Origin of the sequence: uncultured Roseobacter sp. (assembly GCF_947499265.1) — a bacterium.
GTDB lineage: Bacteria > Pseudomonadota > Alphaproteobacteria > Rhodobacterales > Rhodobacteraceae > Roseobacter.
Genome location: NZ_CANMNK010000006.1, coordinates 234678 through 252597, shown reverse-complemented (window position 1 = coordinate 252597; position 17920 = coordinate 234678). Strand labels below are relative to the sequence as shown.

Below are 17920 nucleotides of genomic sequence, written 5' to 3'. Positions count from 1 at the left end.
TCCCCAGCCAATCCTGCGGCTGGGGGGCTTGATGCAGCGCGCGACCGATCAGGTGACGGCGCGGCGCGACTTACGGCGACGCAACGCGCCCATGACACCGAAGCCACCAAGCAGCAACAGCGCTGATGCCGGCAGCGGCACGACTTCTGTCGGGTTTGGCGGTGGCGGCGGTGGAGGCGAGACGCCGGGCGAGAACGCAGAGGCGATCGGCGTCAGGTAGCTGTCGAAACTATCGAAGCCAGACAGCGTCGCCAAAAACGGGTTCTCGGCGGAAATGATGCCCGACCCGACAGAAACGTCAATGCTGCCGTAGAGAATGCCATCCAGCAAAGTGAACCCACTGGTGTCGACCATGGCTCCGTCCAGTTCAAGCGAAGCGGCATCGGATGCGGCAATGGCAATGTTGAGCTGGTTTTGAGTAAAAGAATCGCTTCCGACAGGAGTGGTGAACGAGTAGGCGTCCAGCAGTTGATCGATACTGGGGATCAGCGCAAAAGCGGGATCGCCAACAGTCCGGGAACCACTCTGGCCGCGCATGAACTGGCCCACGCTCACAGGTTTGTCAGAGGTAACCTTGGCATTTCCGACGCTGTCGATCTGAAGCACTTCACCGCTATCAATCGTGCCCTGAGAGACGCCATCCAAAAACACTTCCGTGCTGTCTTCGGCGGCAATCACACGCACCAGATCTTGATTTGACCCTGCAAAGGGCGTCTCCACGAGCAAAAATTCGGTGTCGAAGTTTTCTGTACCAAACTGCTGTTGAATCAGGTGGTCGCAGAAAGTGACGGTGGAGGGTACGTCGGCACATCTTGCACCGGCAAATACTGCGACATCGTTATTTGCAGATACAATAGATCCGCTCAGATCATCGCCAACTGCTGTTTCGTAAAAAACCGATTCGCCTGCGTCCAGGACGACCTGAAAAGGCGTATTGGCCACATTTCCGCCGATCAAGACCGGCGCGGTGATGGTCACGGTAGTATTGTCTTCAGTCGCCGTGACAGACATCTGCGAGCCACCATCATTGCCACCGCCAATTGTGAGCACGAGATATTCAGAACTTAATCCATCGGTGTCGAGCAGCGTCGTCATATCGGTCGATGCTCTGCCGCGATTAAGGGCCAACCCGCTGATCGGGTCCATCGATTCGACAAGCAGCGAGAGGTTATTCGGCGTATTGCCATTGCCGGTCATTTCCCGACCGCGAAGGCCTAAGCCCAACTCGAATACACCCGTATTATCAATCGTGAAATTCTGACTAAACCCATCATTTCCGGTTACAGAGCCGTCCGTTCCTTCGTCACCAAAGATAAACAGCGTATTGTTCCCAGCGACTAGATTGTCGTGAAAGTTGGCGATAAATGAAGCATGCGCGGCTGCCGAAGACAGCAACAGTGCTAAAGATGCGCAGGCCAGACTCGCCAAACTGCGAGATCGTGTAGACATAAATTCATCCTTTAAAATGGAGAGCGAGTAACTTCTCTCCCACACAAAAAATTCTGAAAAACCAATCGCTCTCAATGACTTTTGTCGGCTTCCGGAACTAAAATTTATCCTTCCGCAACGTCAACAGAATGCCTTCCGTAGAAAATCAGGTCAAGAAATCATTAACCATTCCCGGAAACTATTTCGCCGTTGCCCAGCTATTGTCCTTCGAGCGAGCCAAGTGTGGCGACCACGACATCGGTCTTATCAAAGGAAGCATCCGTCGTCGCCAGGGCGCGCCGCAGATGGACAATCGCATCGTCATCTTCGCCCAGAGAGACCTGTACCATGCCGAGGTGATAGTTAGCCCAGGCATCTTCAGGGATCTCCTCAAGCACGGCTGTCAACACCGTTTTGGCGCCCTGGTGGTCGCCACGCTTGTGCAACAGCCAGCCATAGGTATCGCGCAGCTGAGGGATCGGCGACGATTTCAGCTGTCCGGCAACCGAGCTCGCTAGCTCCAGCCGCGCGGCATCCTCGACTGCGTAATCAGTGACCAGCGCCACGTAGTTGTTAGCCACAAGGGCATTGTCGGGATAAGCACGCACCAACTCCTCCATATTCTGTAATGCAGGCTCGATCTCTTGACGCCGCAGCAATATCTCGACCAGTGGCATCTTGAGTGACGGGTCTTCGGGCCGCTGCGCCAACCCCGCGCGAATTGCCGCTTCGGCCTCGGTTGGTCGGCCCTCGCGCATCAGGTGCTGGGCAAGGGCGATGTGTGCGATTGGGCTTGCGGGTATCTTTTGGACCACCGCGCGATAGCCTGCCTCGGCGAAATCAGTATTCCCGGCCATCTCATTCAGAGAGGCATTCATGAGCAGTAGAGCTGGATTTTCAGGGGCCTTTTCCAGGAGACCAGCGACGTAGTCCATTGCTGCCCCGCGCTCCTCCCGGGCAAGATGTGTGTTGACCACCTCTGCAATCGCTCCGAGATCCGACCCGCTCGCCGCGAGCTGGCTCAGCAAAGACTGCGCCGCTTCTGCCTGGCCTCGTCCGCGCAGCACCGCGAGACGGATCTTTTCGGAATCTCCCACAGCCTGCGGCGTTCCGAATTGTCGGAGCGATGCGGCGGCACGTTCCGCGCCGTCCCAGTCCTCAGCGGCGAGCTGCAGCGTACCGAGCCGAGCAACCAGTTGCGCCGCCGCCGGATGGCGCTTTACCGCGATCCCGATCTGCCGAAGCGCCTCGTCGCGCTGTGCCGTTTCCTCCAGCACATCGACGGCATCCAGGACGATATCCGTCTGGTAGTCCGAAGCGCTCACCGCTGCGAGCAAATGCTCTACCGCTAGTGCGTGCTGACCCGCACGCCAATCAGCACGCGCCGCGAGGCGCAGAAGCGAGGTATTGGCAGGCTCTGCGGCAAGCCCGGTTGCGATATCAGACTGAGCGCCGTCGAGATCGAGATTTTTGAGCCTGAAAAATGCACGGAAGGCCAGCGCATCCGGGTTCTGCGGTGTGGTCTCGAGTACGGTTTCGATCTGTGCCCGCGCCGCTTCGGTTTCATTCTCCGCCAGCAGGTAACGCGCAAAAAGCAACCTTAGGCTATGTGCCCGCGCTTGCGGCAGATCCTCTGCAAGCATCCCTTCAAGCCCGCGCCGAGCCGAGGCCAGCGCTCCTGTATCATAGTCCAATTGGATGAGCGCAAGCCTGTATGGGAACCTATCATCGGCGTCCTTTTTGAAGCCTTCCAGCACCGCCCGGGCGGCAGCGGTACCGTCGGTCATACGCGCCAATCTGGCAATGTCGATTGCGACGGCGGTATCACCGGGTTCCAGTGCGTGCACTTTCTCGAGCGTTGTCCGCGCCGCCTCCAACCGACCGGTGCGAACGTAGAGCAACGCGAGGTTTTTGAGCAAATCGGTATCTGAAGGTGTCGCTTCAATCCGACGCAGCAGTTGCGTTTCCAAATCAAGCGGCGTGCGCAAACCGCCCCACCCACCAGATACGCCTGGTCCTATGGAAAGCGTATCACCGCCTGTGAAACCGCCACTCCCAAACACCGTTTCGGGATCAGTGACGTCATCCAGCGTTGCGCCCAGCGTCGCCGAGGGCAGAAAGAGCGCGGCCAACAGCAGGCCAGTAAGTTTTCCACGGATGCGGGAAAGGATGAGAAAATCAGCACCAGAGCCCATAATTGGCAACCCTTTTCAATTCAATTTTAAAATTCAAACTCCCTTCTCGAATCCGGCTTTAAATGTTTCCGAATTCAACAGGCGAAGGGGTACGTCTGTTTTATTTGAAGCGTCGATCTCGTTTCAGACTAGAATAAAATATGAGCTACAGAAAGCCTAAGGTTTGGCTGGTCGTCAACGGGCGACTAACGATTTAGGGTAATTCGTAACGCGACACTCTGCGATCCTGAACACTTTTGATAGCGGCAAAACCGTTCAATCCGACTACCAAAATATCATCAAGCTGACTGAAGTTGCCAGCGATATCGGCAAGCGGTTTGAAGTGCTGTCGGGAACGCCGCCCAATTTGATGATAGCGTATTTCTCATCCAGGGCATCTATCTTGGTTTGATCGCTGACATCCGCGCCGGTCATCGTGTTTAGTTGCACGAGATACTGATCGAATCCGGAGGGCTGATAGATCATCAGCATATGTCGTTTTCTCTTCCCTCAGCGAGGTAGGGACATTTGGGACCCCGGGCGAAACATGAGGACAGGTGCCGGGCGCAGTTCTTGCCCTCCGTGGGTGGAACGAAGGTGTAGCGCTTCACCATGGTCATCTCTCCTCCGACAAATTGGTCAGACGGCCATGCTTATAACCGTCTGACACATTGACTTTAGTCAGCCCCGACTTGGCGCAACGCACCTGACCAGTCTTCCACATGGTAGGTTCTGACAATTGAGCCGCCCTCAACTGTGTGGATGTCGATGCTCATGATTTCAAAGCCCTTGCCCTTACCATCAACCCCAAACAAGGGGCCATTTGGCGTGCCTGTTGCGCGGCCTCTGACCACCACTTGGTTGCCAGACTGGATCATTTCCTCGACCGCCCAGTTCAGATCGGGGATGAGCTGTGCAAAGCCTCCCATCTGACCCATCAGTTCTTCACGGGATTTGGTCTCCCCTGAGTAGTCGCCGATGCTCTCCCAATCCTCCGCAACTGCGGCCTTGAATGCTGCGGCATTCTCTTCCGATACCGGGTTGCTCAAGAAATCGTAAAACACCTGAACGGTCGCCTGCTCATCGGCTTGCGCGCTCTCGGCCATGGGTACGATCAGTAGTGCAAAACCTACGGCCAATGCTCTGATTATCATCATTTTTCTAGCTCCTTCACGCTGGGAAATCACCGCGCAGACCGAAGTGCCGACCTCCGCAGAATGAGCATAGACGCAGCAAAATAGTTCTATAAGATAGAATTAATAATTTTAACTGTTCGGATAAGTTAAGTAGTGATCGATCAACTACGACAAATTGCAATATTTGCGAAAGCAGTGGATCACGGCTCCTTTCGCGCCGCGGCAAAAGCGCTTCGCCTCTCGCCCTCGGTTGTCAGCCATCACATCACGCATCTGGAAGAGCAGCTTGGCGTGGCTCTGCTTTATCGCTCGACGCGTAAACTGTCCCTGACGCGTGATGGTGAACAACTGATCGGTGCTGCGCGTGCAATGATTGATGCCGCGGAGGCGGGGCTAAACGCAATCTCTGACCTGGCGGCGCAGCCTTCCGGCGTGCTCCGCGTGACCGCACCCGCAGTTTTGGCGCAATCCAGCATCGTCAAGCGGATGGCAGAGTTTTCAATTGCCTATCCGGGCGTGCGTCTAAACCTCGATTTTTCCGATCTACGTCGCGAAGTGATTGGGGATGGCATTGATGTGGCACTGCGCATGGGGTGGCTTGAGGATAGCGCACTGAAGGCACGAAAGCTCTATGATGTGGATCGGTGCCTTGTCGCCGCTTCATCGTATCTGAGCACCCGGCCCACCCCGAACACGCCCAAGGATGTCGAGCATTGGGATTGGGTGGAACTGACCCAGGTCAAACCGATGTCCGAATTCCAAAAAGCCGGGCATCAGCCGGAGCTTTTAAAACCAGCCGCGCGGCTGAGTGTGAATGATGCGCACGCCTTGTATCACCTGGCGCGCTCCGGGGCCGGATTGGCAATCGTTCCGGATTTCCTGATGGGGGAAGACGCCGCTGCAGGGGTTGTTCGGCACGTATTGCCCGACTGGTCTGTGGCCCCTGTTGGGGTATTTGCGGTTTGGCCACCGAACGCGCCAAAAGAAGGTTTGACTTCATTGTTCGTGAAGTTCCTCGCCGAAGCCGCCCATTGAGTTCACAAGACAGCTGGCGAAGTGTCAAAGCCCGGTTCCCAGCGATCTGGTGAAAACGCAAGAGCGCCCAACTGATCGCATCCATCTGGGCCTGCTACTCTGTAACAGCGACAAGCGCATTCTCGCGCCGCAGCTGCCTGGCCGCTTTGCCGGGCTCTGCTCCGTAGACGGCGATCCAGCGATAAAAGATTGGCGTCAGAAACAGCGTAAAGACCGTGGCAAAGCCCAGCCCGCCAACAATGACCCACCCCACCGCGATACGTGCTTCGGCCCCTGCCCCCGAGGTCAGGACAAGCGGTAAGCCACCGAAAACAGTGGAAACCATGGTCATCAGAACCGGGCGAATGCGCAGGCGCAAGGCATCACGGATCGCGCTGTCGATGTCCTGGCCCGCTTCGCGCAGTTGGTTGGCGAATTCAACGATCAGGATGCCATTCTTGGCCATCACCCCGATCAGCATGACCAGACCGATCTGGCTATAGTAATTCAGTGACCCGCCGGTCAGGGATATCGCCATCAATGCGGCAGCAAGACCAAAAGGGACGGTCAGCATGATGACAACCGCGCTTGCGAAGCTCTCAAATTGCGCCGCCAGCACCAGGAGCACAACAACAAGCGCGACGCTAAACACCATATACATAGCGGCCTGGCTATCGCTCAGGCTGGCCGCCTCCCCGGTGAAGATGATGCCCATGCCCGTCGGCAGTGTTTCACTGGCGATCTCGCTCAGCCTTGTCATCGCGGTGCCCAGATCGACGCCCCGGTTCAGGTTGGCCTGTACGGACACCGCCAAAGCGCCCCCCTGACGTTCGATCAGTGACTGGCTCACCACGGGGACAAGCGTTGCCGTCGCAGAGAGCGGCACATAGGCCCCATCAGGCAGGCGCAGGTAGATCGCTTCCAGATCTGAAGGATCATCAATGGGCTGACCGCCCGGCACCACATTCACATCCGTTTCCGTGTCGCCTTCAAAGACACTCACGGCAACACTGCCCTGCACCATGGCACTCACCGTGGCGGTGATTTCAGCCTCGGACAGGCCAAACACGCGGGCCATGTCTTCATCGACCCGCACTTCGAACTGCGCCTGCACGCTGTCGTTGGAAAGCTGCGGATTGAGGAAAGTCTCATCATCGGACATCGCACCAATCAGGGTGTCGGCGGCGTCGGTCATTGCTGCGATGTCCGAGCCAGTGACGGCGAATTGCAGACCACGCCCGGCACCGCGAATGTTCAGGCTGTTGGTGGATCTGGCACTAACCTGCACCCCGGGCACCTGGGCCAACTCGCCGCTGACCTCCGTGATGATCTCCTGCTGGCTGCGCGCGCGCTCCGCCCAATCCGGCAGGCGCACGATAATGAACGCGTTGGTCCCACCGCGTACGCCAATGATGCTTTGTACCGCAGAGATTTCGCCGCTGTCCCGGTAGGGGGTCAGAATCTCCTCAATCTGCGCGACCTGCGTGTCGAGGTATTCAGGCGTCGTATCCGCGGCACCCCGCGCCTGGATCAGGAAAAACCCGCGGTCTTCGCTGGGCGTGATGCTGGAGGAGAGAGAGACCGCCGCTCCCGCTGCGATGATGGCAAAGCTGCCCGCGATGGCCAGCACAAGCAGCGGCGCGCGGATCGCCCGGTCCATCACCACATCAAATGCACGCGCAACGGCCCCCGGCGGCGCCGGTTGGCCAGCCTTTTCGGGTTTGCCGGGGTCCAGCAGAGCGGCCATCACCGGCGCCAGCGTCAAAGCGGTGATCGAGGACAGGGTAACCGCAAAGGCCAGCACAAAGCCAAATTCGCTGAAGACACCTCCCGCCTGTCCGGGCAGGAAGGAGATTGGGATAAAGACCGCCGCGAGGGTCGCGGTTGTGGAAATGACCGCAAAGAACACCTCATTCGTACCCGCCGCTGCCGCGGCGAACGCGCCCATGCCCTGTTTGCGTTTGCGCACGATGTTCTCAATCACCACGATGGCATCATCCACCACCATGCCCGTCGCCAATACCAGCGCCAGAAGGCTGATCGTGTTGACGGAAAACCCGGTCAGCCAGATTGCGGCGATGGTACCCACCAACGCCACCGGAATCGTGACGGCCGGGATCAACGTCGCGCGCGGCGACCGCAGGAAGAGAAAGATAACGGCGATCACGATCACCGTGGCCAGACCGATGGATTTCACCACCTCTTCGATGGAGCTTTCGATAAAGACGCCATCGTCGGAGGTGATGATGAGATCGACACCCTCTGGCAGCCCCGCGCGCAACTCCTCGACAGCGGACCGCACAGATTTCGAGATGTCGAGCGTGTTGCCAATGGACTGGCGGCTGATGTCGAGCCCGATGGCGGGCTGACCGTTAACACGGGCAAAGACGTCACTGTCCTCTGGCGTGATCTGGACAAATCCCACATCCGAGACGCGGGTGGTGGCATTGATCGGGATCTGGCCAACGCTCTCTGCCGTCACATTGGCATTGCCAACCCGCAGCGCCAGGGTTTGCGAGGCCGCGTCCAGCGACCCAAGTGGTGTATCGTCACGCAGATCGGTCAGCGCATCGGATACGTCGAATACCGTCAACCCGCGGCTGAGCAGCGACGGCATGTTTAGCGTCACTCGGAATTCATCAGCCCGGTCGCCGCGTATGGTTACCTCCGCAATGCCGTCAATGAGGGACAGCCGGTCATAGATCGGCCCTTCCGCCAATGCGGTTAACTCGTCAAAATCTGCGTCCCCCATGACGGCCAGGCGGATGATCGCATCGGCGTTGCGGTCGTTCTTGGAGACGGTCGGATCATCGTCGATGTCATCGGGCAGCTCTCGCAGCGTGGCGGAGACGATCTCGCGCACCTCATTTGCGGCAACGTCCACATCGGTGCCCTCCGACAGGTCAATGGTGATGCTGCTTTCGCCGCTGCTGGAGCTTGCTTCCATATAGGACAGGCCTTCCAACGCGCTCAGAGCGTCCTCGAGCACCTGGGTGACTTCCTGATCCACGGTTTCGGCCACCGCGCCTTCGTAATCGGTGCGGATCGACAGCACCGGCCGGTCGACATCGGGCATTTCCCGCACGTCCACCGATGCCAGCGCGGCAAGTCCCGCAATCAGGATAAGCAGGTTGATGACAACCGCGAAAATCGGGCGTGCCACGAAAAGATCCGCCATCCCTGATTTGTCGCGCCGCGGCACGGTCGCGTTCACGTCGGCGCCCCCGGTGGGTCAGGCTGCGCGGTTTCGGCCCCGCCAATCTCCGAGGCAGGCTGGGGATTCCCGTCCTGCGACCCCTGCACTGCCGCGATCTGGGTTCCGGTGCGCAATTTCTGAGCTCCTTCCGTCACCACCCGCGTGCCCATCGGAACGTCGGCGTCGATCCATACCCGATCTCCGCGCCGAAACAGAATGGTCGCCGCGACCGGCTCGGCGTGACCGTCTCTTTCGATCCAGATGCTTGATCCATTGCGCGACCAGGTGATTGCCGTTGCGGGCAGAACCGCCAGGGGATCGCTTTGCTGGATCAGGCGCACAGACATGGTCATGCCCGGCCACAGCAGGCCATCGGGGTTCTCTATCCGTGCCTGAACCGTCACGCTGCGGGTCACACTGTCGATGCGGCTGTCAAAAGACGTGATCTCACCCTCAAAGATCCGACCCGTGAGTGATGGGGTACTCGCCAGAATGGTGCGCCCTGTCTCAAGTAGCGCGATGGAGCGTTCGGGCAGTTCGAACTCGACCTCCAGCGCTTGTGAATCGTCGATTGTGACGATGACGGTATCTGCCGACAGGATATCGCCAACCTCGACCTCACTCAGCCCCAGCTTTCCTGCAATCGGGGCGCGGAGTGTCCGGTCGTCCAACGCCACCTCGGCAAGCCCGACAGCCGCCTGGGCTAGACGTTGCGCCACACGGGCATCCGAGAGCGTGACATCCGTGATCGTCGAATTGCCGTTCAACTGCAGGCGCTCGTACCGCTGGACGGTATCACGGGCTTGCGTCAGCTCCGCCTGGGCAATTTCCAGGTTCAGCACTTCGGTGCGGGCATCCAACTGGACCAGAACGTCGCCAGCAGCGACCTGCTGATTGGCGGGCAGATTGATCTCAATCACCTCGCCCGAGACATCGGAAACCACATAAGCGCTGCGCCAGGCCGAGGCGCTGCCAATGGCGCGCAGGACATCCTCATAGGGTTGCATCTCCAGCGGGGTCACGACCACCGCAGTGACACTGGCCGCGTTACCCCCCCGCGGACCGCCGCCCCGTGCGCCGTTTGGCGGCGCACCTGCGGGACCGCGATTAGCGTCACTGACAGCCGCCTCATCGATGCCAAGTGACGCTTTGATCCCAGCCGGAACGCCAAAAGTCATGCCATAAGATCCCAAGAGAATCGCAATAGCACCGATAGCCGTCAAATATATGCGCATCCGTCGAAACCACTCTCAGAATCTGTGACCCGGCTGTTAAACGCAAGCGCACAGCTTCTCCGTCGCAAAAACAGTGAGTTTTTGCGAAATTCGGGTTCGGCTTCTTTTGAGTTAGGTCGTTTCGCGTTTTGAACGCTGGCAAATAGGCAGAAAAATGTCCAATTCCTGCGGGTATATGTCTTTACCGGCGGATCGTAACTGTCCTGCCAGCAAAGCAGGTATAGAGCTTTTGAGTACGGTGTTGATGCGTTTCGCGTAAAGGAGTTCCTGTGCAGTCAAAGCCGGCCAAAAAGCTGGTTTGACGTGCCCGCAGTATGACCGCGTCACTCCAAATCCATCGTCCGTTCACAAAACAACGCCCCGCAGTTCAGACCAAGACGAACTCGTCGTAGATCAGCCCTGCTTCCAAGGCGACATAACCTGCCGTTTCGTTGGTGTGGCGGAGTTCACTGTCATCAGAGGCCTCTTCCTCGACAAAAAGCGACACGCCGGTATCACTCAACGCGCTCATACGCAGGGTCGCCGTATCCGGCCCGTCAGTGCTTTGCATATCTGCGAGCAGAACCGGCGCCGTGCCGAAGCCTGTGTTGAACACAAAACTATCCGCGTCCTGGTTTACCTGATCGTCCGTAAGGAACACGTCGAGACCCGCAGATCTGCCCGTTTCGATCGCGATCCATGAGACGGTTTCGATGACGTGGGGGCCCTCTGCTTCTTCTTCCTGCAATTGCACTTCGAAGCCAGTGCCGTCCACGTTCTTGATCCGCGTGGTGACCGCGTCCGAGCCGTTGAAAGTGGTGACCTCTGCCAGTGCCACGGCTTCGCCCAGTGTTTCGCCGAAACTGATCTCGGTGAAGTCTGTGCCGATGTCTTGGGTCCCGGCGACAATGGTTTGGCCGCCAGCCAGCGTATGTGAGCCCTCAGATACTGCAAGCCACCCGATGCTTTCTTCGATGTGGCCCCCGTCCAGATAGTTCCACTCGTCGATCTGGAATTGAAACCCGGTGTCGGTGACGTCGCGCACGCGCGTCGTTCCCGGTTGAACGCCATTGAAGGTCATGGGCCCCATGACGACAACGGCGTTTTCAATGACTGCGCTGAAGGTCACGGTATGCCATTGATCCGAGTTGTCCTGCACCACCGTTACCGTGCCACTTTGACCGATGGGAGTTGCGGCGACACTACCTACCCCGTCAATCGTGACGGAGACAGTTGCGTCGTCTGTGCCACCGTTCCCATCCGAGACCGTGTAGGAGAAGCTTTCGATATCTGTTTCGCCATCCATCAGCGCATCGAAAACGCCATTTTGCGCATACTCAAGGGTGCCATTGCTCCTCAACGTCACAGAGGCGCCCGAGGCAAGGTCCACCGATCCGCCCGTCGCAATCGCCTGCCCCTCAACGGCCGTGATTGTCAGAGGATCCAGGTCTGCATCCGTATCATTGGCCAGCACATTGAGCGTGAGGGCAGCGCCTTCTTCCACTGTGGCGGCGTCATTTCTGGCCACTGGCGCTGCGTTGTCAAACAGGTTCAGGATGTCTGAAAAACTGTAGGTGACATCGGAGAACTGAAGGCTCTCGATTGTGTCGTAGACTAGGTCGATACCCTCCCCGATCACCTCAATCGCATTTTGAAGAAGTGAGAAAGTGTAGGAGCCAAAGAGAGAGGAGTAGATGACGGTGTCGAACCCGGCATCGCCGTGGAAGGTGTCATTGCCGAGCAGACCAATGAATGTGTCGTTGCCAGCGCGACCTTCGAAAACATTGTCGGCTTGGTTGCCGATGAACTGGTCATTGCCTGACCCGCCGATCGCATTTTCAATCACAGTCCCGACCGCAAGTGTGAGGTTTCCGATCCGGCCTCCGATGTCAGAGGTGTTTTGGAATGTTTGGGTTTCTGACTGAACGGTCAGGTCGATTTTCTGGTTCGCGCTGTACCCGCTGACGTCCAGCGTATCGATGCCGCCTGCGTCGATAATCGTGGATGCTGTGCGGTTGGCATAGTCGGAATAAGCGTTCCAGATCCGGCTCTCACTTGCCGAGATCGTTGTATTGAACCCATAGGTCGTATTGCCCAGAAACGCGTTTGAAACGCCGTATCCAAATTGCCCATAGATGCTGTCGAGCGCCAGCCAGTCCACCGCCATCGGTGTTTGCAAGAACTCGTTGCTTGCAGAAATCGCTGTATTCTCGCCCTGCGAGAAATAGGACATCATCGATGCCTGCCAGCTGTCGAGTTCAAAAATGGCGTTGTTGCTGTAGCTTGCGCTACCATTATAGGGCCCTTGGTGCCCAAGACCCAGAGCGTGGCCGATCTCGTGGAAGATGGTTTGCAGGGTGTAGTCATCGTAGGTGGATGTCCCGCCTGACCAGCTCGCCGCGATGTTCACATAGGAATAATAGATGGTGCCGTCGCCAAAGCGCGTTGACCCGGCATAGGCACCGCTGGAGTTGTCGGAGAAGAAGAAGTCAACAACGCTGTCATCGGTGCTTGTGGTCTCCACGAAATCGATCCCGAGGACGGCTTCATAGACATCGAAAGCATCCCGGATCAGGTCCGCACGTGCCGCGGATACGCCGTTGGTGTCACTGCCGCCACCATAGGTTAAAGGGCCAAAGCCGCTTACGTTGTAGTAAAGGACGCCATTGTTGGGATCGGACCCGGTCGAGCCCAGGTTGTGACGCGGACCGTTGGCGCTGTTCCAATACCCGGCCTCCAGGAAGTTGGACATCTCCTGAAGTGTTGCAGCTGCCGCTGCAGACGCCGCAGTGCTGTTGGTTACGTTTGGGGCTCTGTCGACATCATCTTTGAAACGATCAGACGCCATGCAGGCAGCGCATTCGCAGGTCGATAGATGTTCGGATAAAGTCTCGTCTGGTGCTATAGCATCTGGAGCAGGTATCGATTGTTCGCCAAAGTTGATGTGGTCATACTGGAGGGGCGGTTTTGTAGACATTGGCATCCCTGTTTTTCATTCCACTGCCCGCAAGCACGTTAGCCGATTTTAATCGCGCTGCAACTCCCCAATTGCGGGAATATATTTCAACCAGAACGCGCCCGCTTTTACCGAAATTTAATACAGGTCCTGACCTGCATTTTCTCGAATCGCTTTCCTGGCCAATCGACAAGGCGCAGCCCTTGGCAATTGGGATGGCTGCTATGAAAGTCAGTCGTTTCAAATTTTCGAGGCTCATCCGGGCCCGGCTGATTTCACAGGAGAGTGATCAGAGAGAGGAGCGATTTCGATGAGGTTGAAGGCGAAAGCGCGCGCCTCAAGAGCTTTTGTCTCATTCAAACTTTGATCGGCAGCGAAACCCGCGGTTAACATCGACAAAGAGAGCAAAAGTGCTGCGGATGCGGGGCAACGTTTTCACAACGCGGCAAGGCATGGCTCATCCAGGCCCAATGTCGGCAAGCGACTGCATCGCTGCTTCGCATCTGCTAACGAACAGGCAGCTTTAGCGCGCATATCATCATGCGAAGGATAGGAGCCAAGCACATATGAGGGGAAAACCGGTTGTCTATCATATGTGTCCGCCAAACTTACGCGGTAATCTCCTTCTTCCCCTCGACGCGTTGCGCAAGGAACACCCCGATCTTTATGCTGCAAAGATGGCAAAGTATCGCGGACGCGAGACCATTCCGACACGACCGCTGCCGGAGTTAAAATGCCGTTGGTGTGATTGTGTTCAGTTCTCGACGGTCCACCCCGAAGCGATACGCGATGCTATGCTGAGAGCAGGGCACTCCTGGCCCGACAACGGCCGACGTTTCTTTGGGGTATCTGTTGACGAGGCAGGGTTTTCTGCTGGTAACACGGTGATCTGGCGATACGAGGATGCCGGTCCGGCCGCCGACATCGCTGCGGCAAAATCTGATATTGTGCCCTATTCACCTGGTTGCGTCGCCGAGCTGGACGCGCTGCATCACCGGACCGAGAAATACTTTCAAGAGATGCATGCGTTGGGCTGTCGGCCCCTCCTCTTTGTCGGAGTTCCCCACCTCCTGCATCGCGGGCCGGTCTCGCTGAAACACGCCGATGAGATTGTCGTTTAGGGCTCAGGCCGTGGCCATCTATCCCCTGACAGAAACGCAGAAAACCGGCGTATTTGCGCGGCCAATTTTGCAGGAAACTTGCCTTCGGTCTGGCACCGCCTCCCCAAGTGCTCACCAACCCTGATGCAAACGTGATTGGGTGCCTGTGCAGAGTCAGGGCACACTTGATGCGACCTCGCGCGCTGGTTCCCAATGGGCATCCGGGCCGCGCGATTTTGGATAAAGTAAGATTTGGAAAGGCCTATTCATGGTGTCGGCACGTGATATTCTTCCTCGCATTCTGCGCATCGCATCGGTGTTGGCGCTGTCTCTGGCCTGTTCTAGCGCGTTGCAAGCGCAGAGCGCAGATCCGCTGCCCGACTATGTGATCGAAGAATTCGGTCATCCGCCCGCTGTCCCGGAAGGCGCGCTATCCCCTGCGATGCAATTCGCCGTGCGCGTGGCATTTGTTGACAGTGTGACCCTCTCGACCTGGGATGAAAATCAGGAGCTTGCACTGGCGGAGATTGCCAGTTCCGAGGACCCTCGGCTGGTCTGGATCATCAGCGATATGATGCGTTTTGTGCCTTCGCGGCAGCTACATGATGCCCTCTCGAACGCCGCATCCGAGCTGTTGGGCAAAGAGTTCGCGGCAGGAAACAATTGGGGTGTCGTCACCGATCATCTCATGGCGTGGGACATTCCGGCCCCACCCGATTACCTCGCGGTCAAGCGCGCCATTTTCACCGGTATTGTCCCCGGATGGGACAGGATTTTTGCGGAAGGCGATATTGACTGGAGGCTGGTTTCCTGGGGCGGTGTCCTGATCGATGATCGCCCTTTTGATAGGACGGACGATCTGTGCAACTGCATCCCCGCAGCTGACAATCCGGATGTGAGCAGTGCCGATGAAGCCACCTGGCTGAAAGACAATGACATTGTCTTTGGTATTGGGGTGAACGGTGAATATCGTGCCTATCCCCGGCGCATCATGGAGGTCCGCGAGATGGTGAACGACACATTGGGCGGTCGCGACCTCGGCATTCCCTATTGCACCTTGTGCGGCGCGGCGCAGGCCTATTTCACGGATGGTCTGCCTGAGGGCATTGAACGACCGATCCTGCGCACCTCGGGGCTGCTGAGCCGGTCCAACAAGGTGATGTACGATCTGAACACCTTCTCCGTGTTCGACACGTTTCTGGGTCACGCGGTGACGGGACCGCTGGCCGCGCAAAAACTGCAGCTCAAACAGGCTACGGTCATCACCACCGACTGGGGTACCTGGAAGAAAGAACACCCGGAAACAACCGTGCTGCTTGAACGATATGCGCTCGGGCGCGATCCGGACTTTCGGAATGGCCGCGATGCGAATGGCCCGATTTTCCCGGTCGGGGATGTCGACCCACGGCTACCGGTGCATGAAGACGTCATTGGCGCGGTCACGGCCTCGGGCAAGCCGGTCGCCTTCCAAAGGAGCACGGCGCTTGTTGCCTTGGCGCGTGGCGATGAGATCGCGTTTGAAAACATTCGGCTGGAACTTGATGCTGGCGGGATAAAAGCGGTGGATGCAGATGGCTCTGATCTGGGAAGCCATCAGGCATTCTGGTTTGCCTGGTCGCAATTTCACCCTCAAACCGAATTGTGGATGCAATAGGGTGCTTTGCAGCACTTTTCCACGAAAGCGGGCCATCTCAACGGGATCTCGACATGAACAGTTTGCGGGGCCCGACAGCTTGAACACACCCTACTTCAGGCGCGTGGCTATGAGGTCAGGACCAGCGAAGTAATCAAGTACAGCGCGCACGCGTGCGGTGTTGCGCAGGTCAGGATGTGTCAAGAGCCACAGATCGACCGAGAGTTCATCCATTGACGCGCCAAGAGAGACCAATTCCGTATCAGCCTCAGCAAGGTAGGTGGGCAGGACTGCAATGCCGACGCCTGAACGGACCGCGGCGTGCATCCCCAGAAGGGTATTCATCCGACAGACACACCTGTCATCATACCCGTTCTTTGCCATCCACGCATGCAGCTCGGGATAGGGCATGGATCGGTTTGGGCCGACCCAGGGCATCTCGCTGAGTTCTCTCTGAATTCCGTTATCCTGATGATCACTTTGTTTGCCGTAGATCGCTTGACGGATGACGCCCAGCTTGCGCCCGACAAGATGCAATTCCGGCGCGCGCGCAGGTCTTATGGCGATATCCGCTTCCCGAAGAGACAGATCGGAGATCTCGTTGGACACCACGACCTCAAGCGTGATCTCGGGTTCGACCTGCCGAAACTGCGCAATCATCGGTGTCAGCACAGCAAACAAAAGCGCATCGGTGGTCGCGACCCGCACGGTGCCGGAGGGTCGAAGATCGCGCCCACCAACGCGGCGCTCCGTTTCTGTCGTGAGTTCGGCAATCTGACGAGCGACGGTCACAACCTCTTCACCAGCCGCCGTGGGCCGGTAACCGGTTCGGAGCCGGTCGAAGAGGCGAACGCCGAGCTTCGCTTCCACAGCGTTTATCCTGCGAAACATGGTCGGATGGCTTGACCCGGCCATTTGGGCGGCTTTGGAAAGCGACCCGGCCTCGGCAATCTGCAGGGCGACCTTGTAGTCATTCCAGTCAAGCATGTTGTTCATTTTTGTAATGCCGAATTACCTATTTGATCAATTTCTTATCGAAAATGAACGTTGAATAATAGCGCAAATAGCCATCCACACTGGAGATGCTCGAAATGCACGCTCACATTGTTCACGCCCATCCAGACCCGTCGTCGTACAACGGTGCGTTGACGCAAGGAGCGCGTCAAAGCCTGTTAGACATCGGTTACAGCACAACCGTGAATGACCTCTATCGCACAGGTTTTGATCCGGTCGAGTGTGCGGCGCACTACCGCGACCGCGCTGACGCGGAGGCTTTCGCAGCGCTGAGAGAGCAGCGTCATGCTTGGGAAAACAGCAACTTGCCAAGCGAGGTTCAAACCGAGATCGAGCACCTGAACCGCGCCAATCTGGTCATCCTGCAGTTTCCGCTCTGGTGGCACGGCCCGCCCGCCATTCTGAAAGGCTGGATGGACCGCGTGTTCGTCAACGGCGGCCTCTACACCAGCCGGAAGCGCTATGACACAGGTCACTTTCGCGGCACGCGGGCCATCGTCTCTGTGACCACGGGTGCGCCGGAACGGGCATTCGGCCCCGGCAGTCGCGGCGGTGATTTCCAGACTATGCTTTGGCCGATCCAGTATTCGTTATATTACATGGGTTTCTCGGTCTTGCCCCCTTTCATATCCTTCGGTGTGCAGGGACATGGCTACAGGTATGAGGACGACGCGAGCCTGCATAAAAGGCTTGAACAAAACCTCTCCGATTGGCGGTCGTATCTTGGAGCGCTGGACGATACCGAGCCTATCCCGTTTCCAAGCTGGGGTGACTGGGATGACGATGGCCGCGCTATCGCTGCGCCAGATCGTTAGTCGGGAAAGTGCGGCAATCTGTGGCTTTCTTTAGAGACGCGAAAGCAGCCTGCGGATCTCGACCTCTAGCGGGTCGCAGCACATGGTCCGAACCCTGCTGTGCGCATCGTCGATACCGATATCCCGACGGAGATGATCCTTCACATGGGCAACCGCAGTTGGGTCCCGCCTGCTCTCTGGTGGCGCTTTAGTTTTGAATGCGGTGCGGCCTGCGTAGCATGCCCTGAGAATTCGCCTCAT

General features: G+C 57.7%; 13 protein-coding genes. 4 read left to right on the top strand and 9 right to left on the bottom strand.

All coding sequences use genetic code 11. From position 1 onward, the window contains the following. Positions 1-48 precede the first annotated feature (48 nt). From Q1A63_RS17515 to Q1A63_RS17500, 4 genes are all read right to left on the bottom strand, one after another. The gene (locus Q1A63_RS17515) at positions 49-1449 is read right to left on the bottom strand and encodes an IgGFc-binding protein (RefSeq protein WP_299632307.1); all 1401 of its coding nucleotides are present in this window, start codon (positions 1447-1449) and stop codon (positions 49-51) included. 197 nt (positions 1450-1646) lie between these two features. Beyond that, complete coding sequence (locus Q1A63_RS17510; RefSeq protein ID WP_298973081.1) at positions 1647-3623, bottom strand: tetratricopeptide repeat protein; 1977 nt, start codon at positions 3621-3623, stop codon at positions 1647-1649. A 264-nt stretch (positions 3624-3887) separates the two neighbouring features. Further along, a complete protein-coding gene (locus tag Q1A63_RS17505; protein WP_298973079.1) occupies positions 3888-4094 on the bottom strand; it encodes a hypothetical protein in 207 nt (68 codons plus the stop codon). Positions 4095-4279: 185 nt separating this feature from the next. Further along, on the bottom strand, positions 4280-4759 hold the full coding sequence (locus Q1A63_RS17500; protein WP_298973077.1) for an ester cyclase: 480 nt from the start codon (positions 4757-4759) through the stop codon (positions 4280-4282). Between the two features lie 132 nt (positions 4760-4891). Between Q1A63_RS17500 and Q1A63_RS17495 the strand changes: the two genes are divergently transcribed. After that, positions 4892-5773 (top strand): LysR family transcriptional regulator, encoded by an 882-nt coding sequence (locus Q1A63_RS17495; RefSeq protein WP_298973074.1) that lies wholly within the window; start codon positions 4892-4894, stop codon positions 5771-5773. Positions 5774-5867: 94 nt separating this feature from the next. On the opposite strand, the gene Q1A63_RS17490 is transcribed toward Q1A63_RS17495, so the two are convergent. From Q1A63_RS17490 to Q1A63_RS17475, 4 genes are all read right to left on the bottom strand, one after another. Beyond that, positions 5868-8966: an efflux RND transporter permease subunit gene (locus tag Q1A63_RS17490; protein ID WP_299632306.1), complete on the bottom strand. Its 3099-nt coding sequence runs from the start codon at positions 8964-8966 to the stop codon at positions 5868-5870. Then, on the bottom strand, positions 8963-10126 hold the full coding sequence (locus Q1A63_RS17485) for an efflux RND transporter periplasmic adaptor subunit (RefSeq protein WP_298973070.1): 1164 nt from the start codon (positions 10124-10126) through the stop codon (positions 8963-8965). Before Q1A63_RS17485 ends, Q1A63_RS17490 begins: the two co-directional genes overlap by 4 nt. A gap of 424 nt (positions 10127-10550) precedes the next feature. Continuing rightward, the gene (locus Q1A63_RS17480) at positions 10551-13010 is read right to left on the bottom strand and encodes a M10 family metallopeptidase C-terminal domain-containing protein (protein WP_298973069.1); all 2460 of its coding nucleotides are present in this window, start codon (positions 13008-13010) and stop codon (positions 10551-10553) included. Between the two features lie 100 nt (positions 13011-13110). Then, positions 13111-13377 carry a hypothetical protein gene (locus Q1A63_RS17475; RefSeq protein ID WP_298973068.1) on the bottom strand — a complete coding sequence of 89 codons (267 nt, stop codon included), beginning with the start codon at positions 13375-13377 and terminating at the stop codon, positions 13111-13113. Positions 13378-13684: 307 nt separating this feature from the next. Here Q1A63_RS17475 and Q1A63_RS17470 point away from each other — a divergent pair, with 307 nt between their 5' ends. After that, the gene (locus Q1A63_RS17470; protein WP_298973067.1) at positions 13685-14239 is read left to right on the top strand and encodes a hypothetical protein; all 555 of its coding nucleotides are present in this window, start codon (positions 13685-13687) and stop codon (positions 14237-14239) included. Between the two features lie 247 nt (positions 14240-14486). Next, positions 14487-15872 (top strand): DUF3179 domain-containing (seleno)protein, encoded by a 1386-nt coding sequence (locus tag Q1A63_RS17465; protein WP_299632305.1) that lies wholly within the window; start codon positions 14487-14489, stop codon positions 15870-15872. Between the two features lie 90 nt (positions 15873-15962). On the opposite strand, the gene Q1A63_RS17460 is transcribed toward Q1A63_RS17465, so the two are convergent. Further along, complete coding sequence (locus Q1A63_RS17460) at positions 15963-16847, bottom strand: LysR family transcriptional regulator (protein WP_299632304.1); 885 nt, start codon at positions 16845-16847, stop codon at positions 15963-15965. A gap of 95 nt (positions 16848-16942) precedes the next feature. Between Q1A63_RS17460 and Q1A63_RS17455 the strand changes: the two genes are divergently transcribed. Beyond that, positions 16943-17680, top strand: coding sequence for an NAD(P)H-dependent oxidoreductase (locus Q1A63_RS17455; RefSeq protein WP_299632303.1), 738 nt, complete (start codon positions 16943-16945; stop codon positions 17678-17680). The last annotated feature ends 240 nt before the right edge of the window (positions 17681-17920 follow it).